General features: G+C 62.7%; 20 protein-coding genes and 2 tRNA genes. 15 read left to right on the top strand and 7 right to left on the bottom strand.

Annotation, left to right across the window (positions count from 1 at the left end; translation table 11 throughout):
* Positions 1 to 155: 155 nt before the first annotated feature.
* From P8014_RS18100 to P8014_RS18055, 10 genes are all read left to right on the top strand, one after another.
* Positions 156 to 1,667 carry an NADH-quinone oxidoreductase subunit M gene (locus tag P8014_RS18100; RefSeq protein ID WP_337818722.1) on the top strand — a complete coding sequence of 504 codons (1,512 nt, stop codon included), beginning with the start codon at positions 156 to 158 and terminating at the stop codon, positions 1,665 to 1,667.
* Between the two features lie 18 nt (positions 1,668 to 1,685).
* Positions 1,686 to 3,137, top strand: coding sequence for an NADH-quinone oxidoreductase subunit NuoN (gene nuoN, locus P8014_RS18095; RefSeq protein WP_337818721.1), 1,452 nt, complete (start codon positions 1,686 to 1,688; stop codon positions 3,135 to 3,137).
* The gene (locus tag P8014_RS18090; RefSeq protein ID WP_337818720.1) at positions 3,134 to 3,493 is read left to right on the top strand and encodes a DUF2818 family protein; all 360 of its coding nucleotides are present in this window, start codon (positions 3,134 to 3,136) and stop codon (positions 3,491 to 3,493) included. The genes nuoN and P8014_RS18090 overlap by 4 nt, the downstream gene beginning before the upstream one ends.
* A 29-nt stretch (positions 3,494 to 3,522) precedes the next feature.
* Positions 3,523 to 3,599 (top strand) — tRNA-Met (locus P8014_RS18085).
* Positions 3,600 to 3,692: 93 nt separating this feature from the next.
* Positions 3,693 to 4,181, top strand: coding sequence for a ribosome maturation factor RimP (rimP, locus tag P8014_RS18080; protein ID WP_337818719.1), 489 nt, complete (start codon positions 3,693 to 3,695; stop codon positions 4,179 to 4,181).
* A gap of 56 nt (positions 4,182 to 4,237) precedes the next feature.
* The gene (gene nusA, locus P8014_RS18075) at positions 4,238 to 5,734 is read left to right on the top strand and encodes a transcription termination factor NusA (RefSeq protein ID WP_337818718.1); all 1,497 of its coding nucleotides are present in this window, start codon (positions 4,238 to 4,240) and stop codon (positions 5,732 to 5,734) included.
* Between the two features lie 145 nt (positions 5,735 to 5,879).
* Positions 5,880 to 8,684: a translation initiation factor IF-2 gene (gene infB, locus P8014_RS18070; RefSeq protein WP_337818717.1), complete on the top strand. Its 2,805-nt coding sequence runs from the start codon at positions 5,880 to 5,882 to the stop codon at positions 8,682 to 8,684.
* Between the two features lie 32 nt (positions 8,685 to 8,716).
* Entirely contained in the window at positions 8,717 to 9,094 is a 378-nt protein-coding gene (gene rbfA, locus P8014_RS18065; protein WP_337818716.1) for a 30S ribosome-binding factor RbfA, read from the top strand.
* A gap of 6 nt (positions 9,095 to 9,100) precedes the next feature.
* Positions 9,101 to 10,039, top strand: a complete 939-nt coding sequence (truB, locus tag P8014_RS18060; protein WP_337818715.1) for a tRNA pseudouridine(55) synthase TruB — start codon at positions 9,101 to 9,103, stop codon at positions 10,037 to 10,039.
* An 88-nt stretch (positions 10,040 to 10,127) separates the two neighbouring features.
* Positions 10,128 to 10,218, top strand: a tRNA-Ser gene (locus tag P8014_RS18055).
* Between the two features lie 714 nt (positions 10,219 to 10,932).
* Here P8014_RS18055 and P8014_RS18050 read toward each other — a convergent pair.
* From P8014_RS18050 to mobB, 5 genes are all read right to left on the bottom strand, one after another.
* Positions 10,933 to 11,427, bottom strand: coding sequence for a histidine phosphatase family protein (locus tag P8014_RS18050; RefSeq protein ID WP_337818714.1), 495 nt, complete (start codon positions 11,425 to 11,427; stop codon positions 10,933 to 10,935).
* Positions 11,428 to 11,474: 47 nt separating this feature from the next.
* Positions 11,475 to 11,915, bottom strand: coding sequence for a host attachment protein (locus tag P8014_RS18045; protein WP_337818713.1), 441 nt, complete (start codon positions 11,913 to 11,915; stop codon positions 11,475 to 11,477).
* A 135-nt stretch (positions 11,916 to 12,050) separates the two neighbouring features.
* Positions 12,051 to 12,842 carry a DUF929 family protein gene (locus P8014_RS18040; protein WP_337818712.1) on the bottom strand — a complete coding sequence of 264 codons (792 nt, stop codon included), beginning with the start codon at positions 12,840 to 12,842 and terminating at the stop codon, positions 12,051 to 12,053.
* A gap of 36 nt (positions 12,843 to 12,878) precedes the next feature.
* Positions 12,879 to 14,126 carry a gephyrin-like molybdotransferase Glp gene (gene glp / locus P8014_RS18035; RefSeq protein ID WP_337818711.1) on the bottom strand — a complete coding sequence of 416 codons (1,248 nt, stop codon included), beginning with the start codon at positions 14,124 to 14,126 and terminating at the stop codon, positions 12,879 to 12,881.
* A 15-nt stretch (positions 14,127 to 14,141) separates the two neighbouring features.
* Positions 14,142 to 14,669, bottom strand: coding sequence for a molybdopterin-guanine dinucleotide biosynthesis protein MobB (gene mobB, locus P8014_RS18030; protein WP_337818710.1), 528 nt, complete (start codon positions 14,667 to 14,669; stop codon positions 14,142 to 14,144).
* 344 nt (positions 14,670 to 15,013) lie between these two features.
* Between mobB and P8014_RS18025 the strand changes: the two genes are divergently transcribed.
* The 4 genes from P8014_RS18025 (at position 15,014) to P8014_RS18010 (ending at position 18,497) form a co-directional block, all read left to right on the top strand.
* A complete protein-coding gene (locus tag P8014_RS18025) occupies positions 15,014 to 15,919 on the top strand; it encodes a nodulation protein NfeD (protein ID WP_337818709.1) in 906 nt (301 codons plus the stop codon).
* Between the two features lie 5 nt (positions 15,920 to 15,924).
* Positions 15,925 to 16,686: a slipin family protein gene (locus P8014_RS18020; protein ID WP_337818708.1), complete on the top strand. Its 762-nt coding sequence runs from the start codon at positions 15,925 to 15,927 to the stop codon at positions 16,684 to 16,686.
* Between the two features lie 23 nt (positions 16,687 to 16,709).
* Positions 16,710 to 17,633 (top strand): site-specific tyrosine recombinase XerD, encoded by a 924-nt coding sequence (gene xerD, locus P8014_RS18015; protein WP_337818707.1) that lies wholly within the window; start codon positions 16,710 to 16,712, stop codon positions 17,631 to 17,633.
* A 114-nt stretch (positions 17,634 to 17,747) separates the two neighbouring features.
* Positions 17,748 to 18,497 (top strand): DsbC family protein, encoded by a 750-nt coding sequence (locus tag P8014_RS18010; RefSeq protein ID WP_337818706.1) that lies wholly within the window; start codon positions 17,748 to 17,750, stop codon positions 18,495 to 18,497.
* Between the two features lie 18 nt (positions 18,498 to 18,515).
* Here P8014_RS18010 and P8014_RS18005 read toward each other — a convergent pair whose 3' ends face one another.
* Together P8014_RS18005 and P8014_RS18000 are read right to left on the bottom strand one after the other, a co-directional pair.
* Complete coding sequence (locus tag P8014_RS18005) at positions 18,516 to 19,292, bottom strand: AraC family transcriptional regulator (protein ID WP_337818705.1); 777 nt, start codon at positions 19,290 to 19,292, stop codon at positions 18,516 to 18,518.
* A 282-nt stretch (positions 19,293 to 19,574) separates the two neighbouring features.
* Positions 19,575 to 20,966 carry an MFS transporter gene (locus P8014_RS18000; RefSeq protein ID WP_337818704.1) on the bottom strand — a complete coding sequence of 464 codons (1,392 nt, stop codon included), beginning with the start codon at positions 20,964 to 20,966 and terminating at the stop codon, positions 19,575 to 19,577.
* A gap of 1,213 nt (positions 20,967 to 22,179) precedes the next feature.
* Between P8014_RS18000 and P8014_RS17995 the strand changes: the two genes are divergently transcribed.
* On the top strand, positions 22,180 to 22,901 hold a 722-nt coding region (locus P8014_RS17995; protein WP_337818703.1), incomplete at its 3' end, for a hypothetical protein.

Genomic DNA, 22,901 nt, shown 5'->3' with positions numbered 1-22,901 from the left:
GGGCTGGACGGCCGGGCGCATGCGTCTGGTGCAGACCGGATATCTCTATCACTACAGCTTTGCCATGATCATCGGCGTGCTGGTGCTGTTGAGCTGGTTCGTGCTCCGCTAGGCGCGCGCTCCGACCGATAACGAAAAGACTGCAAGGGAACCGCATGCTTGCGCATTGGCCTCTTCTCAGCTTGGTGATCTGGACGCCCATCCTGGGCGGTTTCGTGGTCCTCGGCGCCGGCGAAAAAGCCAGTGGCGCGCGCCGCCTCGCGCTGATCTTCGCGGTGGCGACGTTCGTATTCAGCGTTCCGCTGTATACCGGCTTCGACACGCATACCGCGTCTATGCAGTTCGTCGAATTGCAACCCTGGATCAGCTCGCTGAACATCAACTACTACCTCGGCGTCGATGGTCTGTCGATGCCGCTGATCCTGCTGACCACCTTCACCACGGTGCTGGTGGTGATCGCCGCTTGGGAGGTGATCAGGGAACACACCGGCCAGTACCTGGCGGCCTTCCTGATCATGGAAGGTCTCATGAACGGGGTGTTCTCCGCGCTGGACTCGATCCTGTTCTACATCTTCTTCGAGGCCATGCTGATCCCGATGTTCATCGTAATCGGCGTGTGGGGTGGGCCGCGGCGCGTGTACGCGACTCTGAAGTTCTTCCTCTATACGTTTCTCGGCTCGGTGCTGATGCTGATCGCGCTGATCTACATGTACACCCAGTCGGGCAGCTTCAGTGTCCTCGACTTTCAGCACCTGCATCTGGGCATGACCGCGCAGATCCTGATCTTCCTGGCCTTCATGGGCGCCTTCGCGGTGAAGATCCCGATGTGGCCGGTGCATACCTGGCTGCCGGACGCGCACGTTGAGGCGCCGACCGGTGGTTCGGTGATCCTGGCCGCGGTGATGCTCAAGATCGGCGGTTACGGTTTCCTTCGCTTCGCGCTGCCGATCACGCCGGATGCCAGTCAGGCGCTGAGCGGCCTGTTGATCTTCATGTCGCTGGTGGCGGTGGTCTACATCGGTTTCGTCGCGCTGGTGCAGCAGGATATGAAGAAACTCATCGCCTATTCCTCGATTGCGCACATGGGCTTCGTGACGCTGGGTTTCTTCGTGATCTACGCCATCGTCGCGCATGCCGGCGACCCGCACGGCGGCGCGCTGGCGTTGGAAGGAAGCATGGTGCAGATGATCTCGCACGGTTTCATCTCCGGGGCGATGTTCCTCTGCGTCGGCGTGCTCTACGATCGCATGCATTCGCGCGAGATCAGCGACTACGGCGGTGTGGTCAACCGCATGCCGGTGTTCGCCGGTTTCTTCGTGCTGTTCGCCATGGCCAACGCCGGCCTGCCGGGCACTTCCGGTTTCGTCGGCGAGTTCATGGTGATCCTGGCCAGCTTTCACGCCAGCTTCTGGCTGGCGCTGATCGCCGCGCTGACCTTGATCATCGGCGCGGCCTACACGCTATGGCTGGTCAAGCGGGTGATCTACGGGCCGGTGACCAACAAGCGGGTCGCTGCGCTGACCGATGTCAGCCGCCGCGAAACGCTGATTCTTGGCCTGCTGGCTGCGGCCGTGCTGGTGCTCGGCGTGTGGCCGGCGCCGCTGCTGGATGTGATGCATGTTTCGGTGCAGCACCTGTTGCAGCAAGCCTTGACCTCCAAGCTGTAAGGACAGGATGCGAAGCGCATGACGACACTCCCTTCCGCCAATGACTTCCTTCTGATCGCGCCCGAGCTGTTCCTGCTCGGCATGATCTGCGCGGTGCTGGTCATCGACGTATTCCTGAGCGACGTCCAGCGCAACGTCACCTACTGGCTGGCGCAGTTCACCCTGGCGGCGACTGCCGCGCTGGTGCTGATCGTCGATCCCGGCGTTAGAGTGGTGGCCTTCGCCGGCACTTTCGTCAGCGACCCGCTGGCAGTGCTGCTCAAGCTGTTCGTGCTGGGCGTGACCATTGCGGTGTTCGTCTACTCGCGGCCCTACATGCGTGAGCGCGATCTGTTCCGTGGCGAGTACTTCGTGCTGGGCCTGGCCGGCGTGCTCGGCATGCTGGTGCTGATTTCTGCGCACAGCCTGTTGACGATCTACCTTGGTCTGGAGCTGATGTCTCTGTCGCTGTACGCCATGGTGGCCTTCCAGCGCGATTCCCGCCGGGCCTCCGAGTCGGCGATGAAGTACTTCGTGCTCGGCGCGCTGGCCTCCGGTCTGCTGCTCTACGGCATGTCGATCCTCTACGGATTGACCGGTTCACTGGACATCACGGCCATTTCCGCCGCGCTGGTGCAGTCCTCGCATCCTTCCCTGGCGGTAGGCTTGGCAGTGGTGTTCGTCGTCGCAGGCTTGGCCTTCAAGCTCGGTGCGGTGCCGTTCCATATGTGGGTGCCGGACGTTTACGAGGGCTCTCCGACCTCGGTGACGCTGTACCTGGGCACGGTGACCAAGATCGCGGCCTTCGCCATGGTCATGCGTCTGCTCGTCGAGGCACTGCCCAGCACGCACATGCAATGGTCCGGGATGCTGGAGCTACTGGTCATTCTGTCGTTGGCGGTGGGTAACATCGTGGCGATCGCCCAGCACAGCATCAAGCGCATGCTGGCGTATTCGACCATTTCGCACGTCGGCTTCGTGTTCATGGGCATCTTCGCCGGCACCGACAACGGCTACGCCGCGGCGATGTTCTACGTACTGACCTATGCATTGATGTCCGCCGGCGCCTTCGGTATGGTCACGCTTCTCAGCCGCAAGGGTTTCGAGGCCGAGAACCTCGAGGACTTCAAGGGGCTGAACGAACGTAGCCCCTGGCTGGCTTTCATCATGCTGCTGCTGATGTTCTCCATGGCCGGTGTGCCACCGACCGTCGGCTTCTACGCCAAGTTGGTGGTGTTGCAGGCGGTGGTGCAGGTGAATCAACCATGGCTGGCGCTGTATGCCGTGATCATGTCGGTGATCGGCGCGTTCTACTATCTGCGCGCGATCAAATACGTTTACTTCGATAAGGCGGAGGACGAAACGCCGCTGCGGCCGGGACTGGATGTTGGCGTGGTAATGAGCGCCAACGGACTCGCCATGCTGGCTCTGGGCGTGCTGCCCGGAGCGCTGATGGCGTACTGCGCGGCGGCGGTGGCGGGTCTGCAATGAGCCAAGGCAACTACATCTGGATTTACCTCGTGCTGGCGATCGTGGCCGCCAACCTCCCGTGGTTGAGTGAGCGGCTGTTCTTCGTGGTGCACAGCGCCAAGGGCAAGGGCCCGTGGTTCCGGTTGCTCGAGTGGGCCGTACTGTACTTCGTGATCGGTGCGATCGGGCTGGGCCTGGAACGTAGGTTGACCGGTGAAATTTATCACCAGGGCTGGGTGTTCTACGTTGTCACGATCGCCTTGTTCCTGGTGTTCGCGCTGCCTGGATTTATCTACCGATACGATCTGCGCCGCCAACTCAGTGGGCGCAAACAGGCGGTGTCGAACAAAGTCGATCCCAGCTCTTGCCAATCCTGAAAACGTTTAGTATCATGCGCAGCTCCTGATGCGGGGTGGAGCAGTCTGGCAGCTCGTCGGGCTCATAACCCGAAGGTCGCAGGTTCAAATCCTGCCCCCGCTACCAAAGGATGTTTAGAACAAAAAGGCCCCGTTCGGGGCCTTTTTGTTGGCTGAAACGGAATGTGTCGATCGAGATCGACCGCACTGTGGAAAACGAATGAGTCGTGCTGCATCGCAAACCGAGCTTGAGGCGCTGATCGCACCTGTGGTCGAGAGTGTCGGGCTGGGCTTGTGGGGGCTTGAGTACACGCCGTTCGGAGGCAGTGCGTTGGTGCGGGTTTTCGTCGACGGGCCGAATGGCGTCACGCTGGACGACTGCACGCAAATCAGCGACCAGCTCAGTGCGCTGTTCGATGTGGAGGATCCCATTCCGGTTGCCTACCGCCTGGAGGTGTCCTCGCCCGGGCTGGATCGCGTGCTGTTTCGCTCCGAGCAGTACCAGCACTATGTCGGTGAAACGGTCAAGATACGTCTGCGCTGGCCGGTGGAAGGGCGGCGTAACATGACGGGCGTACTGCAGGCCTGCGAAGGCGATGCTGTCCGGATCGAGGTGGATGGGGAATCCGTGTTGGTGCCGCTGGAAGCGGTGCAGCGGGCCCGACTGATATACACCGGCGACGTCCCTCCCCGACGGGGCGACGGCTGAAGTCAATGCATTGAGGTGAGGGTCGCATGGTGCGGTCCCGTCTTGGAGAACTGGCAATGAACAAAGAGATCCTGCTGGTCGTCGACGCGGTCTCCAACGAGAAAGCGGTCGACAAGGAGATCATCTTCGAGGCCATCGAAGCAGCGCTGGCGTCGGCCACACGCAAGAAGCACAGCGGCGACATCGACGTGCGCGTGAGCATCGACCGTCGCAACGGCGACTATCAAGGCTACCGCCGCTGGCTGGTGATGGACGACGAGGATCCGGAGTTCGAAACTCCGGAACGGCAGCGTCTGCTCAGCTATGCCCAGCAGGAGTACCCCGATATCCAGATCGGTGAGTACATCGAGCAGGAGATCGAAGCCGCCGATTTCGGCCGCATCGCGGCTCAGGTTGCCAAGCAGGTGATCGTGCAGAAGGTGCGCGAGGCCGAGCGTCGCCAGGTGGTCGAGGCCTACGAGGACCGCGTCGGAGATCTGGTGATGGGCGTGGTCAAACGCAGCGAACGCCACGGCATCTATCTGGACCTGGGCGGCAATGCCGAAGCCTTCATCGGCCGCGAGGATATGATTCCGCGGGAGACCGTGCGTCCCGGCGAGCGTCTGCGCGGCTACCTCAAGGAAGTGCGCCACGAGCCCCGCGGCCCGCAGCTGTTCGTCAGCCGCACCGCCCCCGAGTTCCTCATCGAGCTGTTCAAGCTCGAGGTGCCCGAGGTCGGCCAGGGCTTGATCGACATCATGGGTGCGGCGCGCGATCCGGGCCTGCGCGCGAAGATCGCGGTGCGTTCCAACGATCCGCGCCTGGACCCCGTCGGCGCCTGCGTCGGCATGCGCGGTTCGCGCGTGCAGTCGGTGTCCAACGAACTCGCCGGCGAGCGTATCGACATCGTGCTGTGGGACGACAATGTCGCGCAGTTCGTGATCAATGCCATGTCGCCGGCCGAGGTGGTGTCCATCGTTGTCGACGAGGATCGCCACAGCATGGATCTGGCCGTGTCGGAAGAGAAGCTTTCGCAGGCCATCGGTCGTGGCGGCCAGAACGTCAAGCTTGCCAGCCAGCTCACCGGCTGGGAGCTGAACGTGATGTCCGAAGAGCAGGCCGAGGAAAAGACCGAGCGCGAAGTGCGGGAACTGACGCAGTTGTTCATGGAGCAGCTCGACGTGGACGAGGAGGTCGCCAACATCCTCGTGCAGGAAGGCTTCTCCAGCGTCGAGGAAGTCGCTTACGTGCCGGCGGCGGAACTGCTCGAAATCGAGGAGTTCGACGAAGACGTGGTCGAGGAACTGCGTGCCCGCGCACGGGACGCACTGCTTACGCGAGCGATCGCGGTCGAAGAGGGGCAGGGCGGCGAGCCTGCGGAGGACCTCCTGGCGCTGGACGGCATGGATGAGGTCGTGGCGCAGGCACTGGCGCAGCGCGGCATCGTCACGGCGGAAGACCTAGCGGAGCAGGCGGTGGACGATCTGCTGGACATTTCCGGTCTCGATCAGGAACGCGCAGCGGCGCTTATCATGGCGGCACGCGCGCCGTGGTTCGAAGAGACTGGCGAGTAAGATTCGTATGCGACGGCATGGCCGTTGCGAGAGGGCGGCGTCCGTCGCGGCAGTAGCCGCGAGCGGGATGTCCGGTGAAGTATGCTACCCGGCCGCTCAGCGCGGAATTTTGCGCGGACGCATGAATATCACGAGGTGACCGAGCATGAGTACGGTGACAGTCAAACAGCTATCCGAAATCGTCGGCACGCCCGTCGAGCGTCTTCTTGAGCAGCTCAAGGACGCGGGGATCGAGGCCAGTGGTCCCGACCAGGAAGTCAGCGACGCCGAGAAGATGAAGCTGTTGGAATACCTGCGCCGATCCCACGGCCATGGCGACGGCGAACCCCGTCAGCGCGTTACGCTGCGTCGGCGCAGCACCTCCGAGCTGAAGGTCGGCGGCGGCGCCCAAGGGCGGGCGAAGACGGTGAGTGTCGAGGTGCGCAAGAAACGCGTCTACGAGCGCCGTGCGAATCAGGAAACGACAGCCACCGAAGCTGAAGTGGCCGCAGCCGAGGCTGCAGAAACCGCTGCAGTCGCAGCGCTCGAGGCTGCAGTCGAGGCCGAGGCGTCGGCAAGTGCAGCCGAGGTGCAGGAAGCCACCGTGGCGGAGACGCCGGAGGTCGAGGCTGCGCAGAACGAGCCGGAGCCGGAAGCGCCGGTCGAGGCCGAGACGCCGACTGAACCCGAAGTGCCGGTTGAGGCCGAGCCGGTCGAGGAAGCTGCCGAGGTCGAGCAGTCGGAGCCGGAAGAGCCTGCCGCTGCGCCCGAGCCCAACAAGAGTGAAGAGATCAACGAGCTGACGAACAAGTCGGCCGCTCTTGCGAAAAGATTCGAGGAAGACCGCCGGCGGCTCGACGAGGCGCGCCGCAAGGCCGACGAGGAACGCAAGGAAACCGAGCGCCAGCGCAAGCTGCAGGAAGAGAAGCGTAAGCAGGAAGCCGAGCGGCGCGAAGCCGAACAGGCCCGGCGTCAGGCTGAGGAAGCCGCCAAGCAGCGCACTCAGGAAGAGGCGAACCGAACTGCTAGTCGCGGCAAGACCACCAAGGCACGCGGCAAGGGACGCGGCGAGAGCGAAAACCGTTCGGGGCGCGCCGAGCTGCACGTGTCCAGCGACAAGCGCGGGCGGCGCGGCAAGGGGGCCAAGGGCGGCCGCGGCCGGGCAACCGCTGACGTGTCTTCCAAACACGGTTTCGAGAAACCCACGGCTCCGGTCGTGCGCGAGGTTGATATTCCGGAAACCATCACGGTGTCCGATCTGGCCCAGCGCATGGCGATCAAGGCGCCGGCCGTCATCAAGACGCTGATGGGTATGGGCGTGATGGCCACCATCAACCAGAGCGTCGATCAGGACACGGCGACGCTGGTGGTCGAGGAAATGGGCCACGTCGCCAAGCCGGTATCGGAGTCCGACGTCGAGCAGGGTCTGGACCTGGGGTTGGACCAGGAGCAGCGCGAAGAGATGGTGCGGCCGCCCGTGGTCACCATCATGGGTCACGTCGATCATGGCAAGACCTCGCTGCTCGACTATATCCGCCGCGCCAAGGTGGCGGCGGGCGAAGCCGGTGGCATCACCCAGCACATTGGTGCCTACCACGTGGAGACGTCGCGCGGCGGCTTGACTTTCCTCGACACGCCCGGCCATGCGGCGTTCACGGCGATGCGTGCACGCGGTGCCTCGGCGACCGACGTGGTCGTGCTGGTGGTCGCGGCGGACGACGGCGTCATGCCTCAGACCATCGAGGCGGTCCAGCATGCGCGCGCCGCAAACGTGCCGTTGGTGGTTGCGGTTAACAAGATCGACAAGCCCGATGCCGATCCTGACCGGGTCAAGAACGAGTTGTCGCAGCACGAGGTCATCCCCGAGGACTGGGGCGGCGATACCCAGTTCGTCAGCGTCTCCGCGAAGAGTGGGGAGGGCATTGATGACCTGCTGGAAGGTATTCTGCTGCAGGCGGAAGTGCTTGAGCTGAAGGCGCCGGACGATGGCCCGGCTGCGGGCGTGGTGGTCGAATCCAGCCTCGACAAGGGGCGCGGTCCGGTGGCTACGGTCCTGGTGCAGAAGGGGCGGCTGCGCCGCGGCGACATGCTGCTCACCGGCCAGGAGTTCGGCCGCGTGCGCGCAATGTTCGACGAGAACGGCCAGGAAGTGCAGGAAGCCGGTCCGTCCATTCCGGTGGTGGTGCTCGGCCTGTCCGGTACCCCCAACGCGGGCGACGACGTGCTGGCGGTTGCCGATGAGCGTAAGGCGCGCGAAGTGGCGGATTTCCGCCGTGGCAAGTTCCGCGAGAGCAAGCTGGCTTCGCAGCAGGCGGCCAAGCTGGAAAACCTGTTTACGCAGATGCAGGACGGCGAGGTCAAGACCGTCAACCTGCTGGTTAAGGCGGACGTGCAAGGCAGCGCCGAGGCGTTGCGCGACTCGCTGCAGAAGCTCTCCACCGATGAGGTCCAGGTCAAGATCGTGTCCTCCGGCGTGGGCGGCATTGCCGAGTCCGACGTCAATCTGGCGCTGGCTTCCGAGGCGATCATCATCGGCTTCAACGTGCGTGCGGATGCCGCTGCGCGCCGCCTGGCGGCGGACAAGGAAGTCGACTTGCGCTACTACAGCGTCATTTACGAGGTCATCGATGACGTCAAGCAGGCGCTGTCCGGCCTGTTGTCGCCGGAGCTGCGCGAGCAGATCATCGGCCTGGCCGAGGTGCGCGACGTGTTCCGCTCCTCGCGTCTCGGCGCGGTGGCCGGCTGTCTGGTGGTCGAGGGCGTGGTGCGCCGCGGCAACCCGATCCGTGTGCTGCGCGACAACGTCGTGGTGTTCGAGGGTGGCCTGGAGTCGCTGCGCCGCTTTAAGGACGACGTCAACGAAGTTCGGGTCGGTACCGAGTGCGGTATCGCCGTCAAGAATTACAACGACGTGCGTCCCGGCGACCAGATCGAAGTCTACGAGAAGATCGAGGTCGCCCGTACGCTGTAAGGCGGCCGGGTAGGAGAGAGCGGGTAGCAACGATGCCGCGTGAATATTCCAGAACGCTGCGTGTCGGCGAGCAGATCCATCGCGAGCTGGCCGAGCTGATTCGCACCGAACTCAAGGACCCCGGTATCGGTATGGTCACGCTGGGCGATGTCGAGGTTTCCAAGGATCTCGCCTACGCCCGCGTGTACTACACCGTGCTGGGCGAAGGCGAAGCGGTCCAGACCACCGGCGCCGCCCTGGGCAGGGCGGCGGGTTTCCTGCGCCGCGAGCTGGGCCGGCGCATGCGCCTACGCATCGTGCCCGAGCTGCGCTTCGTCTACGACGACAGTCAGGCGCGCGGCGACCGACTCGACGCGCTGATAGCCGAAGCCGTTCGGGAAGACCGCGAACGTCATTCCGACGAGGACTGAGCTTACATGCGAGGACCGAACCGCAGGCCGCGGCGACGCGACGTGCACGGCGTGCTGTTGCTGGACAAGCCGCAGGGGCTGAGTTCGAATCAGGCCCTGCAGGCCACCAAGCGCCTGTTCAACGCGAACAAGGCTGGCCACACCGGCAGCCTCGATCCACTCGCCACCGGCCTATTGCCGCTGTGCTTCGGCGAAGCGACCAAGGTGTCCTCCTACCTGCTCGAGGCCGACAAGCGCTACCGTGCGCGTTGCCGTCTGGGCGTACGTACCGACAGCGCCGACGCCGAGGGTGAGGTGATCGCCGAGAAGCCGGTTCCTGGCGATCTTGACTCAGCCGCCATAGAAGGCGCTCTGGAGCCCCTGCGCGGCGATATCGCGCAGATTCCTCCCATGTATTCGGCGCTCAAGCATCAGGGCAAGCGCCTGTACGAACTTGCGCGGCAGGGCGTCGAGGTCGAGCGCAAGCCGCGCCCTGTTCGTATAGTGCGCTACGAGCTTGTCGGACGGGAAGGCGACGAACTCGACTTCGAGATCGAGTGTTCCAGCGGCACTTACGTGCGTACGCTGATCGACGATCTGGGGCAGGCCCTGGGTTGCGGTGCGCATGTCATCGCTCTACGCCGGCTGGGTGTCCAGCCCTTCGATGATTCCGGCATGTACACGCTGGAAGAACTAGAGAGCATGTCGTTGGAGGAGCGCGACGCCGCGTTGATTCCGGTAGATTCTGCCCTGACCCGCTGGCCGGCGATCGAGTTCGCCGCGGAGTCGGCGCGCTACGTGAAACAGGGGCAGGCGGTATGGGTGTCGAACGCCCCGGTGTCCGGCCATGTCCGCCTGTACGGACCCCTGGGTTTCATGGGCATAGGCGAGATTCTGGACGATGGCCGCGTGGCGCCGCGCCGTTTGATGTCTTGGGCGGTGGATGCGGGCAAAATCGCCAATTGACGATTTACATAGGTGTCCAAGTCGAGTAACCTTGCGCCCTCGCTCGCAGGCGGTTTTTCAAACGTTTAGAGGGCGAAGGAGCAGTTCCGGAGAGGTGTCCGAGTGGTTGAAGGAGCACGCCTGGAAAGTGTGTATACGGTAACCCCGTATCGAGGGTTCGAATCCCTCCCTCTCCGCCATATATCTAGGAAGTAGGGGCAGTTAGGGTGTAGAAACAGTAGTTTCTACCATCCCATCTACCATGCCGATGTGGGTATGAACCCAACTCCTGCAGAGGCTGTGTAAACGGTCAAGCGACTTGCTGTAATGCATAGGTCTGCTATTAAATTGATCATATCAATGATCGGTAGCTATTCCAGGTTACTGCTAAAGTACCGCCCACCACGCTACGCAAGCTCTAGTCCAAATCTCGGCCCAAGTAGAGCGTTTACAGTGCTTGCATGCACATAACGGTCTTTTCGCCGGTACCATCACCTTCCTCTGCGAATACCGTCTCAAGGGGAGATGCAAGACTTTGGTTTTCGGCCGTTGTGCTTGCAGACATCTCGCTGCCTTTGGTTCGTACAACTGATCAACACCAAGAGGGGATAAGCTCCCCGCACCAGTGACTCGGTACGGGGAGTGGATCAGAACACGCATTTTGGGTGTTGGTGACCATAGACCGTTATCGTGGGCGATCTGGCTGATCATGGCACCCGACTGGCGGGTCAATTCCACCGCCTCACGTTTGAACTGCTCACTGAACTTGCGTCACTGTGTCATAACACTCCTCTCTCGCCCCATCTTGAGGTTTTTCAGAAGTGTCCGCTAAAACGGGGTAGAACCCGTTGCTGGCCGCGGCACGATCTCAAGCGCAGAAACCTACTGACTAATTGAGTCGTTTTGATCTTGCCTTAATTTCTGTCCTTCGGATATTCGTAAGCGTTGCGCGTGCCGCTGCCGAAGGCGGCGTCACGCCAGTGCTCGATGGGCAGGGTGAGGGTGTAGGCGGCAGCGGTGGGCAGGTTGTCCAGCGTGTCGCCGGTCAGCGCGTTGGCGAAGTCGGTGAGGCCGGGATTGTGGCCTACCAGCAGAATGTGTTCGATGTTGTCGGGCTGTTGGCGCACGATATCCAGCAGGGTTGCGGACGTGGCTTCGTAGATGCGCGGTTCCCAGGCGATCGCATCGACGGGGTAGCCCAGCGCTTCGGCGACGGCCATGACGGTGGCTGCCGCGCGTACGGCTGGGCTGCTCAGGCAGCGGTCCGGCAGTGCTTCGTGCTGTGCGAGCCGCCTGCCCATGACGGGGGCATCGTGTAGGCCGCGCTTGTTGAGGGGGCGGTCGAAATCGTCGAGTTCGGGATGTTTCCAACTCGACTTGGCGTGGCGCAGTAGGATTAGGGTTTTCATGCAGGGAATCGGACCCGCCGCCCGGTGTCGGGCGGCGGGTGACGGATTTAGAGAAAATCGGGCAGGTGGCGCCGCAGGGAACCGGCGTCGAGACCAGTGAGGTCCTTGGGGATTTCGCTGCTGACCTTGCCGCGCAGGTTGTTGTTCATGCATTCGCGCAAGCGGCCCAGGAAGGCGGGCGAGGCGGCGATGTGCAGGCGCTCGCAGTTGTTGCGGCGTAGGTTTTCACTGAGCTGGCTGCAGATGAGGCGAGCAAAGCGGTTGGCTTCCTCGGATTTGAGATCGACTCTGGGTTCCATGGCGTGTCTGGCTTGGCCGGTACTGTCATGCGTTCGACCCGCGCGGTCGGTGTTGATGTCGCGCCCCTTGAGGCGGGCATCTCCGTCTACCCAGGTTTCGTGCTCGACAAGCGTGCCGTTACGTCCCGGAGCGGAGAACAGACGTGCGCGTCCGGCATTGGCTGCCAGAACCCAGATCGTGTTGATCATAATCGCTACCTCTCTGGATGGGTGATCGGACGAACGCAGGTATTCATGCCTGCGTTCATCCGAGTGTAACCCAATCCGAGCGGTGCGGAATCCCGTCTTGACGCTTGGCAGGCCCGGCTTTGCGAGAGGCTGTGCTCAGCGCGGTGGAAGCAGGCTCGCGGCGGCCGCGACGCCGGGTGTCTTGCAGACTTTCTCCGGCTTGCCGGCGGTCGAATTGCAGATCGCTGCGGTGATCAGGTTGGCCTGCGGCAGGACGATCTTGGCGAGCTTGCTGTTTGGGTCCGCCAAGGCATTTGCAACCTTGCTCCAACTCCGCGTGCCGATGTCCTTGGGGCTGACGGGCGAGCCCAGCAGCAGCCAGCGTCCGCCGATGTAGAGGAACGGAATGCCACCGGCCTGGGGCGTGTAGGGCGGCGCGTCGTACTTGGCGAACAGCTTGGCGGGCTCGCCGGTGAGCGGCTCCAGCGCTTTGCCTTGGCGATCGGCCGTTTCGACGGCGACGAAACGCACGGTGTCGCTGGTGTACTTGGCCTTGACGAAGTTGACGGTGGTGGTATCCGGGGCAACGTCAGTCGGGCTGGAGCGCATGGTGCGCAGGCCGTCCAGTGTACCGAAGCGCATCAGGGCGATGGTCAGCGGCCAGCGCACGGCTGCGCAGTAGGGGCAGAAATCGGCGCCGACGTACAGTACGCCGGCCTTCTTGCCGGCGCCCGGGTTCTCGCCATGGACGCTTTGGAAAGAGGTGTAGAGCGGCGCTTCGGTGGTCTTCAATCCGGCCTCGCTGGCCGTTTCCAGCTTGTGCATGACGTCGGCCGACAGCGGCTGGTTCAGCTTGTCGCCGTCCGATGCATGCGAACAGGCAGCGAGTAGCCCAAGCACGAGGGCGCTGGCAGTGGCGGCCAGAATTCGGGGAAGGCGTCTGTACATAGGAAGAATGTCCTTCTGGCTGTTGATAGGGCCGGATCAATAAAGGAGGTCGGAGAACGGCATGACCTCGACGGAGCTGCCGGCCGCGACCGGGCCAGATTCGCGCGGCAGGCGGATGAAACAGTCCGCGCGGCTCATGGAACTTAGCATATGCGAACCCTGCAGTCCGGTAGTGACCACGCTCAGACTGCCGTCAGGCTCGGTGTGCAGGATACCGCGCTGGAAGTCGGTGCGTCCCGGGCTTTTTTTCAGGTCGTTGTGCGTGATGGCACGCAGGATGCGGAAAGGACGATCGGCTTCTCCGCGTAGACGCCGCAGGCAGGGCGCCACGAACAGCGCGAACGTCGCAATGGCCGAGACCGGATTGCCCGGCAGGCCGAAGAACAGTGCCTGGCCGATACGCCCGAAATTGAGCGGCCGGCCGGGTTTGATGGCGATTTTCCAGAAATCGGCCTCGCCCAGTTCGCGCAGCGCGCCGGTCACGTAATCGGCTTCACCGACCGAGGCGCCGCCGGTGGTGATGATGACGTCGGCCTGCGCTTCGGCCTGCGTCAGCGCGTCGTGAACGGCGTCGGCGCGGTCGGGGATGCGTCCGAGATCCAGGATTTCGACGCCGAGATTCTGCAGCAGCCCGTGCAGTACGTAGCGGTTGCTGTCATGGATTTCGCCTTCGCGCAGCGGCTCGCCCACGGCGCGCAGTTCGTCGCCGGTGGAAAAGAAGGCGACGCGGGGCAGGCGGTGGACCTCGATTTCGCCGATGCCTAGCGAGGCGAGCAGGCCGAGGTCGGCCGGCGTCAGGCAGCGCCCGCTTTCGAGCACGGTCTGGCCGCGGCGAAGATCCTCGCCCGGGTGGCGCACGTTGGCTCCGGTGCGCAATGCCTGCTGCAGGCGCAGCCACTGGCCGTCGCTTTCGGTCAGCTCCTGCTGGATCACGGTGTCCGCACCCTCGGGCACCACGGCGCCGGTCATGATGTGTACGCACTCGCCGGCCTGGAGACTGCCGTCGAACGGGTGGCCGGCGAAGGAGCGGCCGATGATCCTGAGGGGCGTGTCGGTGTTCTGATCCTCGGCGCGCAGGGCATAGCCGTCCATGGCCGAATTGCGATGCGGCGGCACGTCGAACGGTGCTTCGACGGCGCCGGCGAGCACGCGCCCGAGCGCGTCGATCAGCGCCACGCGCTGTGTTTCATCCAGCGCGGCACTGGAGGCGAGAATGCGCTTGCGGGCCTGTTCCTCGGTCAGGGCCTTGGGGTCGAAATCGGTGTCGCAGGTATTGGCTTGCATGCGTTTCTGACGCCTTCAACGGGTGCTGTGGCGGTGGCGGAAATCGATGATGAACGCGGCGATCGCCGCCGGGTCGTTCAGATCGAGATGGGGCAACGGGGTTTTCAGCGGCTCGTCGCTGGCGATGGCGATGATGTCCGGATCATCGGGGTAGAGCAAGGGCTTGCCCAGCGTCGGGCGATGCAGTTCGATCTTGGACAGGCGTTCGTGCTTGAAACCCTCCACGAGCACGATGTCGGCCAGCCCCGGATCCAGTCGTTCGAGCATTTCCGCCAACGAGGGGTCTTGCTCGCATGCGCTCTCGACCATCAGGGCCCAGCGTCGGCGTGACGCGATCAGTACCTGGTCCGCCCCGGCCTTGCGCAGTTCGTAGCTGTCCTTGCCCGGGTGGTCGATGTCGAAGTTGTGATGGGCGTGCTTGAGCAGCGCGCAGCGCAGCCCAGACTTGCGCAGGATCGGCAGCACGCGGCTCAGCAGGGTCGTCTTGCCGGTGCCGCTCCAGGCGGCGAAGCCGAGGACGGGGATGGGAAGTGTGTGGGTCATGGGGCCTGAATGTTCGCGCAAACGTCATGTTCAGGGCAATACGGCGCCTGCCGCAAGGGTATACAATCGTCTGCAATAAGCGGAACGGCGCTGCGTCAACAGGTTGTTGAAGCGGGGTCGGCATCGTACGAATGATTTGCGGAAAGAGGGGGGGAGCATGGTGCGCGCCGCTTGGATTTCGCTGTTGTTGATCTGGGCGTTGCTGGGCGGCATGCCGGCCCACGCGCAGGGCGGCATCGCCGTGGAGTTGAGCATCGACGGTGCAATCGGCCCGGCGACGGCCGACTATGTGGAACGCGGCCTGGCGCAGGCGCGGGAGCGCTCGGCGAAGGTCGTGGTCGCCGGTGCAGCTCGGCGGCGGGAAGAGCGAGAACGACACGCTGACCCGCAAGCAGGTCAACGATGCCGCCGCCTTCATCCGCAGCCTGGCCGAACGCAACGGCCGCAATGCCGCCTGGGCCGAGCTGGCCGTGCGCAAGGCGGTGAGCCTGTCGGCGAGCGAGGCGCAGAGCAAGGGCGTGATCAATTTCATTGCCGACAGCGTACCGGCCGTGCTGGCCGCGGCCGACGGCCGGAGCGTGCGCAGCGGGGACGAGAAACGGGTGTTGCACACACAGGGCCTGACGGTGGAGCGCCTGGCGCTGGACTGGCGCAGCGAGCTGCTGTCCTTCATCGCCGATCCGAACGTGGCCTATATCCTGCTCCTGATCGGCATCTACGGTCTGATCTTCGAACTCGCCAGTCCCGGCTATCTGCTGCCGGGTGTGGCCGGGGCGATCTGTCTCGTGCTGGGGCTCTACGCGCTGCAGGTGCTGCCGATCAACTACGCCGGGCTGGCGTTGATGGGCCTGGGCGTCGCGTTCATGATCGGCGAGGTGTTCGTTCCGAGTTTCGGGGCGCTGGGCCTGGGCGGCGTGCTGGCGTTCACGGTCGGTTCGGTCATCCTGTTCGACAGCTCGAATCTGCGCGTGTCGCTGACGCTGGTGGGCGGCACGGCGGTGATCAGTGCCGCATTCTTTCTGTGGATCATCTCGCGCGTGCTGGGGTTGCGCCGGCGCCGGCCGGTGAGCGGGCGCGAGGAAATGATCGGCAGCGTAGGCGTGGTCGTCAGCGATGCCGGCGACCATGTTCTGATTCGTGTTCACGGCGAGAGCTGGAGCGCCACTGCGGCCGGACCATTGCGCGTCGGGCAGCGGGTGCGGGTAACGGCGATCGATGGGCTTAAACTGACTGTAACCCCTGAGGAGTGACTCTTATGTATCTGATCGTACCCATTTTGTTGGTGCTGGGGCTGCTGTTCGTTTCGATCAAGGTAATCCCGGAATACGAACGTGGCGTGATTTTCTTCCTGGGGCGCTTCCAGGCCGTCAAGGGCCCGGGTCTGATCATGGTGATTCCCGTCATCCAGCGCATAGTGAAGGTCGATCTGCGCGTGATCACCATGGATGTGCCGAGTCAGGACGTGATCTCGCGCGATAACGTGACTGTGCGGGTCAATGCCATCGTGTTCTTCCGCGTGGTCGATCCGGAACGCTGCATCATCCAGGTCGAGAACTACTATATGGCCACCAGCCAGTTGGCGCAGACCACGCTGCGGTCGGTGCTCGGTCGCCACGAACTGGACGAAATGCTTTCCGAGCGTGATCGTCTCAACAACGACATCCAGGAAATTCTCGACGAACAGACCTCACCCTGGGGCATCAAGGTCGCCAACGTGGAGATCAAGCAGGTCGAATTGGACGAAAGCATGGTTCGAGCCATTTCGCGCCAGGCCGAGGCCGAGCGCGAGCGGCGTGCGAAGGTAATCAACGCCGACGGTGAATTGCAGGCCTCCAAGGCGTTGCTCGATGCCGCATCGGTTCTTGCGCAGAATCCGCAGGCATTGCAGCTGCGCTATCTGCAGACCGTCAGCGATATGTCTTCGCGCAACTCCTCGACCATTCTGTTCCCCTTGCCGATAGAGTTGTTCAAGGGGCTGATGAAGCAGGGCAAGCCTGACGACGATAGCGATGCCTGAGCGGCGCGCAGTTCGGCGAAGCGATGGGTTCTGATACGGCGAGAGTCAGCGACGGGCCGGACATGGGCGTGATCGAGACTTTCCTCGACGCGCTGTGGGCCGAGCGGGGGCTCTCCGACCATACCCTGGCCGCGTATCGCGCCGATCTGGCAGGTTTCGCGCAGGCGCAGGAACAGCACGGGAAAACGCTGTTGCGGGCGGACAGGGCCGACATCCAGGATTATCTGGGGGCGCGCCTGTCCGCCGGCGGCAGCCCGCGCAGCTCCGCGCGCCTGCTGTCGGCGCTGCGGCGTTTCTATCGCCATCAGCTGCGCGAGGGCCGTATCGCACAGGATCCCACCGTGCGCATCGATCCGCCACGTCTCGGCCGTCCGCTGCCCGACGCGCTCAGCGAAGAAGAGGTGGAACGTCTGCTGCAGGCGCCGGATCTGAAGGACCCCGAAGGACTGCGCGACCGGGCCATGCTGGAGCTGCTATACGCCACCGGCCTGCGCGTGTCCGAGCTGGTCGGCCTGTCCGACACCCAGCTCAACCTGCGCCACGGCGTGGTGCGCGTGTTCGGCAAGGGCTCGAAGGAACGGCTGGTGCCGCTGGGCGAGGAGGCCTCGCGCTGGGTGGAGCGCTACCTGGCGGAGGCGCGCCCGGAGTTGATGCACGCACACCCGCCGGTCAGAGCGGTGTTCGTGACGCGCCGCGGCGGGCCGATGACGCGCCAGGCCTTCTGGTATCTGATCCGGCGCCACGCGCGCCGCGCGGACATCGCCAAGCATCTGTCCCCGCATACCCTGCGCCACGCCTTCGCCACGCATCTGCTCAATCACGGCGCGGACCTGCGCGTGGTGCAGATGCTGCTCGGCCACAGCGACCTGTCCACCACGCAGATCTACACGCACGTCGCCAATGCCCGCCTGCAGACGCTGCATGCGGCGCACCATCCGCGCGGCTGAGCCGGGCGCTGAAAGCGCGAACCAGACAGCGCTAAACTCCTGTAAACTTGGGCATATTGCCGCGAAGCCCGTGCGCTTCGGGCCACGTGTTCCACCGTTATCCGAGGTTCTTCGATGTTCAAGTTCATCCGCCGCCTGGCCTGTCTTGCGCTGCTTGTCGGGTTGCCACTCAGCGCCCTGGCCGCGCCCGAATCCGGCGAACAGCTCGTGCGCCAGAAACTGGCGACCCTGCTGCCCGGGCATACGCCTGATTCCATCAAGACGACGCCGGTGGCCGGTCTGTACCAGGTGCGCTACGGCATGCAGGTGTTCTATATCACCTCGAACGGGCGCTACCTGCTCAAGGGGGACCTGGTCGACCTGAACTCGAAGACGGATCTGACGCGCGTCGCCGAGACCCGGGCGCGCAAGGAAGTGCTCGGTTCGCTGCCAGCCGATTCGCTGCTGACCTACCGCCCCGAAGGCAAGGTCAAGCACGTGATCTACGTGTTCAGCGACATCGATTGCCCGTACTGCCAGCGTCTGCACGCCGATCTGCCCACGTTGAACGGCTACGGCGTCGAAGTGCGCTACCTGTTCTTCCCCCGCTCCGGACTGGGTACGCCTTCGGCCCGCAAGGCCGAGAGCGTGTGGTGCGCGAAGAACCGCGACCGGGCCTACGACCGCGCCATGGATGGCGAAAGCGTGACGCCGGCAAGCTGCCCCAATCCCGTGGCGCGCGATTACCAGCTCGGGGTGCAGATGGGGATTCGGGGTACGCCGACCATCGTGCTGTCCAACGGTGAGGTCCTGCCCGGGTATCTGCCTCCGCAGCAGCTGCTGGAGGCGATTTCGCAGGCCCAACCCATGAAAGGCGCGTCCTGAACCGGCGCCGTAGCCGCTTCAAAGCGCCCGGCGGACGGCTTGCGGCGTCTGCCGGGTTTGCTGCCGGAACCAGTGGCTGAAACTGTCCGGAGAGGAAAAGCCCAGCCTGTCGGCCAGCGCCGTGTTGTCCATGCCGCCCGCCAGCCCGCGCAAGGCTTCCCGCAACCGCAGCCGATGGCACCAGGCCGTGTAGCTCAGGCCGGTTTCGCGTTTGTACAGTCTGGACAGCGTGCGTTCGGTCGCGCCAATGCGGCGCGACCATTCGGCCAGCGTCCTGCGTTGGGACGGATCGCCGATCAAGGCATCGGCTATGGGCCGCAGGCGCTTGTCCTGCGGTAGGGTAAGCACGAGACCGTCCGCAGGAGCTTCCGAAATTTCGTCGAGCAGCAGATCGAGCATGCGCGTGCGGCGTTGTGAATCCGTTTGCGGATGGGGCGGTTCGAGCAGGCGCTCGATCAGTGCGCGGGCCAGGTCGCTTGCATGCAGGGGCGTGACGTCCTGAGGCAAGCGGCCGCACTGCTCAGGCCGCAGGTACAGAACCGCGAGTTCGGTCCGCCCTTCGCCCCGCCCCCAGTGTGTATGCCACGGCGGTATCCACACCGCCGTACCGGCCTGCAGAAGCCATTGCCGGGTATCGGCGCCGCCGCTCAGACAGCCGCGCTTGACCAGTACGAACTGGCCCTCGGCGTGGCGGTGCGGCTGTTCCTCCTGAGCCCAGGCGTCGCGCGCGAGCAGATGTGCGTCGACCTCCGCCGGAATATGCAATGAAGATCGATCCACTTCAGGGACGTTCATGTCGGGGCGCGGGATAAACGGCTGCGGGTGAGAACTTCCGCGCTGCACGGTGCTCGCTCACTTGCCTGTCCGCATGATCGCGTCTCGTCCGCGGTGTTTCGCGCGTCCTGCAGCGCATTCCGTTCGCTCGTTCATCAGCGCATCCCTTTGCCGTTCATGTTCACCAAGAACAAAGAGCCGGACACCCCGCGTTATCCCCCGCTCCGCCACAGCCATGCGACATTTTCACCCCCCTCTCCCCTCGGGGAGAGGGGGGCAACAGCGCAAAAAGAAACACCAAGCTCACCCCACTTCAGCCAAGGCAAGGTAACGCTGCGGCAACACAAGCGCCAGCGGAACGACCAGCGTCATGGCGACCGCCAGCCCGACAAAGGCCGTGTGATACGCGTTTCCCTGTAATCCCGAGTTTGCCAGATGCATGGCGGCCAGGGCATTGATCCCGACCGCCGCCCCGAGATTGCGAAGGAACTGAGTTGCAGCCGTGTAGGCGCCGATGTGCCCTGCAGGCGCCAGGTTCTGCGCCAGCACCAGCGAAGTCGTTGCGACGAAACCCGTTCCGAAGCCCAGCAGCGCTTCACCACCCCATATGGCTAAGTCGCTCGATGCCGAATTGTGCAGCGCAAGCATTACGCTGCCGGCTATCAGCAACGCAGCACCAAGGAGTCCCGCAAAGCGGTAGCCGGTGCGCCCGAGCAGTTTGCCGCAGACGGCCGACCCCGTTGCCCAGCCGACCGCGGCGAGCGCGACCGTGCCGGCGGCTCCGAAAATCTGTGTGCCGCCGTGTTGCAGATAGAGCGGCAACAACGTGACCGAGCCGTATAGTCCACCGCTCGACAGAAACAGCAGGCACAGGCTGGATAACAACTCGGGGCGACTGAAGAATGCTGTAGGAATAGGGCTGGCTCCGGGGCGCCTCCATGCACGCTGCACCAGTGCAAGACCCGCCAGCGTCGTGAAGCCGAGCAAAACGATGAACACGGTCGCCGGGAGGCGCAACGTCGTCTGGGATAGGGCAAGCATCACGCCGATCGTGATCACGCCAAGCAGGAGTTGCGAGGCGATGTCGATGCGTACGGCATGCGTGGTACGCGTTTGATCACGGTCTGTGAGACGAAGTACGGCGATACAGACAACCGCGAGCGGCAGGTTGAGCCAGAAGACGGCACGCCAGCCCAGCCAGGCGGCAAGCGCAGCGCCGCACAATGGACCAACGACCGCCGCGACGCCCCATACGCTGCTCAACATGCCCTGCATGCTCCCGCGCCGTTCAGGGCCGTATAAAGTGCCGAGCAGTGCATAGGCGAGCACGATGATCATGCCACCGCCAAGCCCCTGTAGTACGCGCGCGAGAATCAGCTCTGGCATCGAGGGAGCCAAGGCCGAGGCGCCGGAGGCAGTGGCGAACAGCAATATGGCTATCTGCAGCATACGCCGCTCCCCGAAACGGTCGCCGAGCGCTCCGGCAAACGGTGCGACAAGCGTTACCGCAATCAGGTATCCGGACAAGATCCATGCGTAAAGGTCGGAGTGCCCGAGTGCGCGGTCGACTTCGGGCAGCAGTACTGCGACAACCGTACTGTCCATTGCGGCAAGAAATAGTGTCAGGACGACGGCCGCCGTGGTCCCGCGAAGCGCCGTGTCCGGGATTGATGGAGATTCAGGGTTCGTATGCATCGCGATTGCCTCGGTACGCTGACCGGCCGTCGATCTGCAGCCGGAGAGGGGATTCGCTGTGCACACTAGTCGTGTCGAGGAACGGCGGGAATGTTCGAAACGGACGAATAACGTATCGAGCCGGACGTCTCGGGAAACGTCATGGTTGGAGAAACCACGCCTAGGGGGAGGCATCGCCCGAGTGGCTGCGAAATCTGATCAGTTCCAAAGACACTGAATGCTTGCCCGGCGACCAGGTAAATACGGCTGCCTAGCGTAAGAGAGCAGCGTTCAAGAATAAAAACGTCCCAAAGCAAAAGGCGTCACCACGGTCTCGTAATTCATTTTTTGCATGATGGTTCCGTGTTGGAGGTAACTGATTGAATTTAAAGGTCTTGGTTTCTGGCTCTGTTTAAAATATTAAACAATTTAAGATGCTTAGGATCCTAACAATTAGATTCCTAAGTAGATTGTTGAATGTCAGGATTATGCGTTGCTGAATATCTGCGGAAATTTGTTGACTAGGCGAGATTATTGGTGTATCCATACAAAACATAAGGGTTCAGGGCTAATGAACCATAAAGATAAATTTCAAGGAAAGTGAAAAGGGGTTTCTAGGGGTATGGCTTACCTTCTTCCTGTCTTGAGCTAGGCGTGGGGAATGGGCGGGCCTCATGGTGTGATGATGTAAGGCTTGCAGTTATCGAGCCATTCTTGATCGCCGCCAAGGTGGCTCGCCAGGGCGAGTAGATTGCGATTGTGATCACACGAGTGCCGTAGTCATTGACGTTCATTCGGCACTGAAGTCTTTGCAGAAAAAACTAATTATAAGCTAGACAAAATTGGGGGGCTTCGACGTTCGAGTGTATGACGTCGAAGCGATGGACACACATGCAGCAATAGAAAGATGCTCACGCATCACCTGCAGAGGGTGGGATGTATAAATGGCGTACTGCACGTCAGATCAATCATCGGGAAAGCTGGAGCGGAGAAACTCCGCGCCGCTAGTGGTCTGTCTCTGCTCGAATCCCGTGTGGTATTCCAAATCAAGAGAATTCTGGGGTGGGCAAAAGGCAAGGCATGGCCCCGAGTCGCGAGATTATCCAAAGCAACGGAAATGCCCAAGCTCTGAGAATGCTGTTGGTTCTCTTTGGTTAGCCCTATGTAAGGCCGTAAGGCTTAGCATTCTCAACGCTATGTGTGGCGATATAGCCCAAACGTACGCGGGACAGAAATGAACGTTCGCAAGCGCATCGTATGGATCGTCTTAGCTGTAATCGTCTTGGCCGCGGTTGTTTGGACGGAACAGGTCTGGCTGCCCCGCTATCGTGAGGACATGAACACCGCGCGCTGGACGGAAGCGGTGCGCTTGTCCGATGGACAGACGATTCCCGTCGTGCGCGTGCATCGTTTCAATAACCAATACGGTTTGGGAACCGCTTCGTTGTCGTTCACTGTACCGGGTACCGAGAAACGAATCGTCTGGACGGGGGATTTCGGTCGGGGCTTGCAAGACAACGTGGTGCCGGTCGCTTTGGACATCGTCAACGCGGTGCCCTATCTCGTGACCTACCCCATGAACTGTTACGGATACATTCGGTGGGGTCGCCCGAACCCGCCCTACGTATTCTTCGCGTATGAAAACGCCGCCTGGAAACGTATTCAAGCGAACGCGTATCCGCAGCGGATAAATGAGGCCAATCTATTAATTACGGCCAATAGAAGGAAAAAATACCTGTATTTGTGGTTTAAGAAAGCGAAGGTTACAAAAACGGAACAGGGTGGTTGGGATATCAGTGTGGCGAAAATCCGAAAAATGAATTCGACAGCATACCGCTTCATGAATCGGTTCGTTTACACGAAAACCGACAAGGATCGCCTTGCCGTTTGTCCGGACTGGGAATTTTACAAAGGGGCCTGGATCGGTCGCGGCTCTTCCTTTGGAAGGGAGCTTAT

It is taken from the genome of Acidihalobacter sp., from assembly GCF_037381185.1.
In the GTDB taxonomy this organism is placed as follows: domain Bacteria; phylum Pseudomonadota; class Gammaproteobacteria; order DSM-5130; family Acidihalobacteraceae; genus Acidihalobacter_A.
Note: the sequence above shows the minus strand (reverse complement) of the source record. Positions and strands in the feature narration are given on the sequence as shown.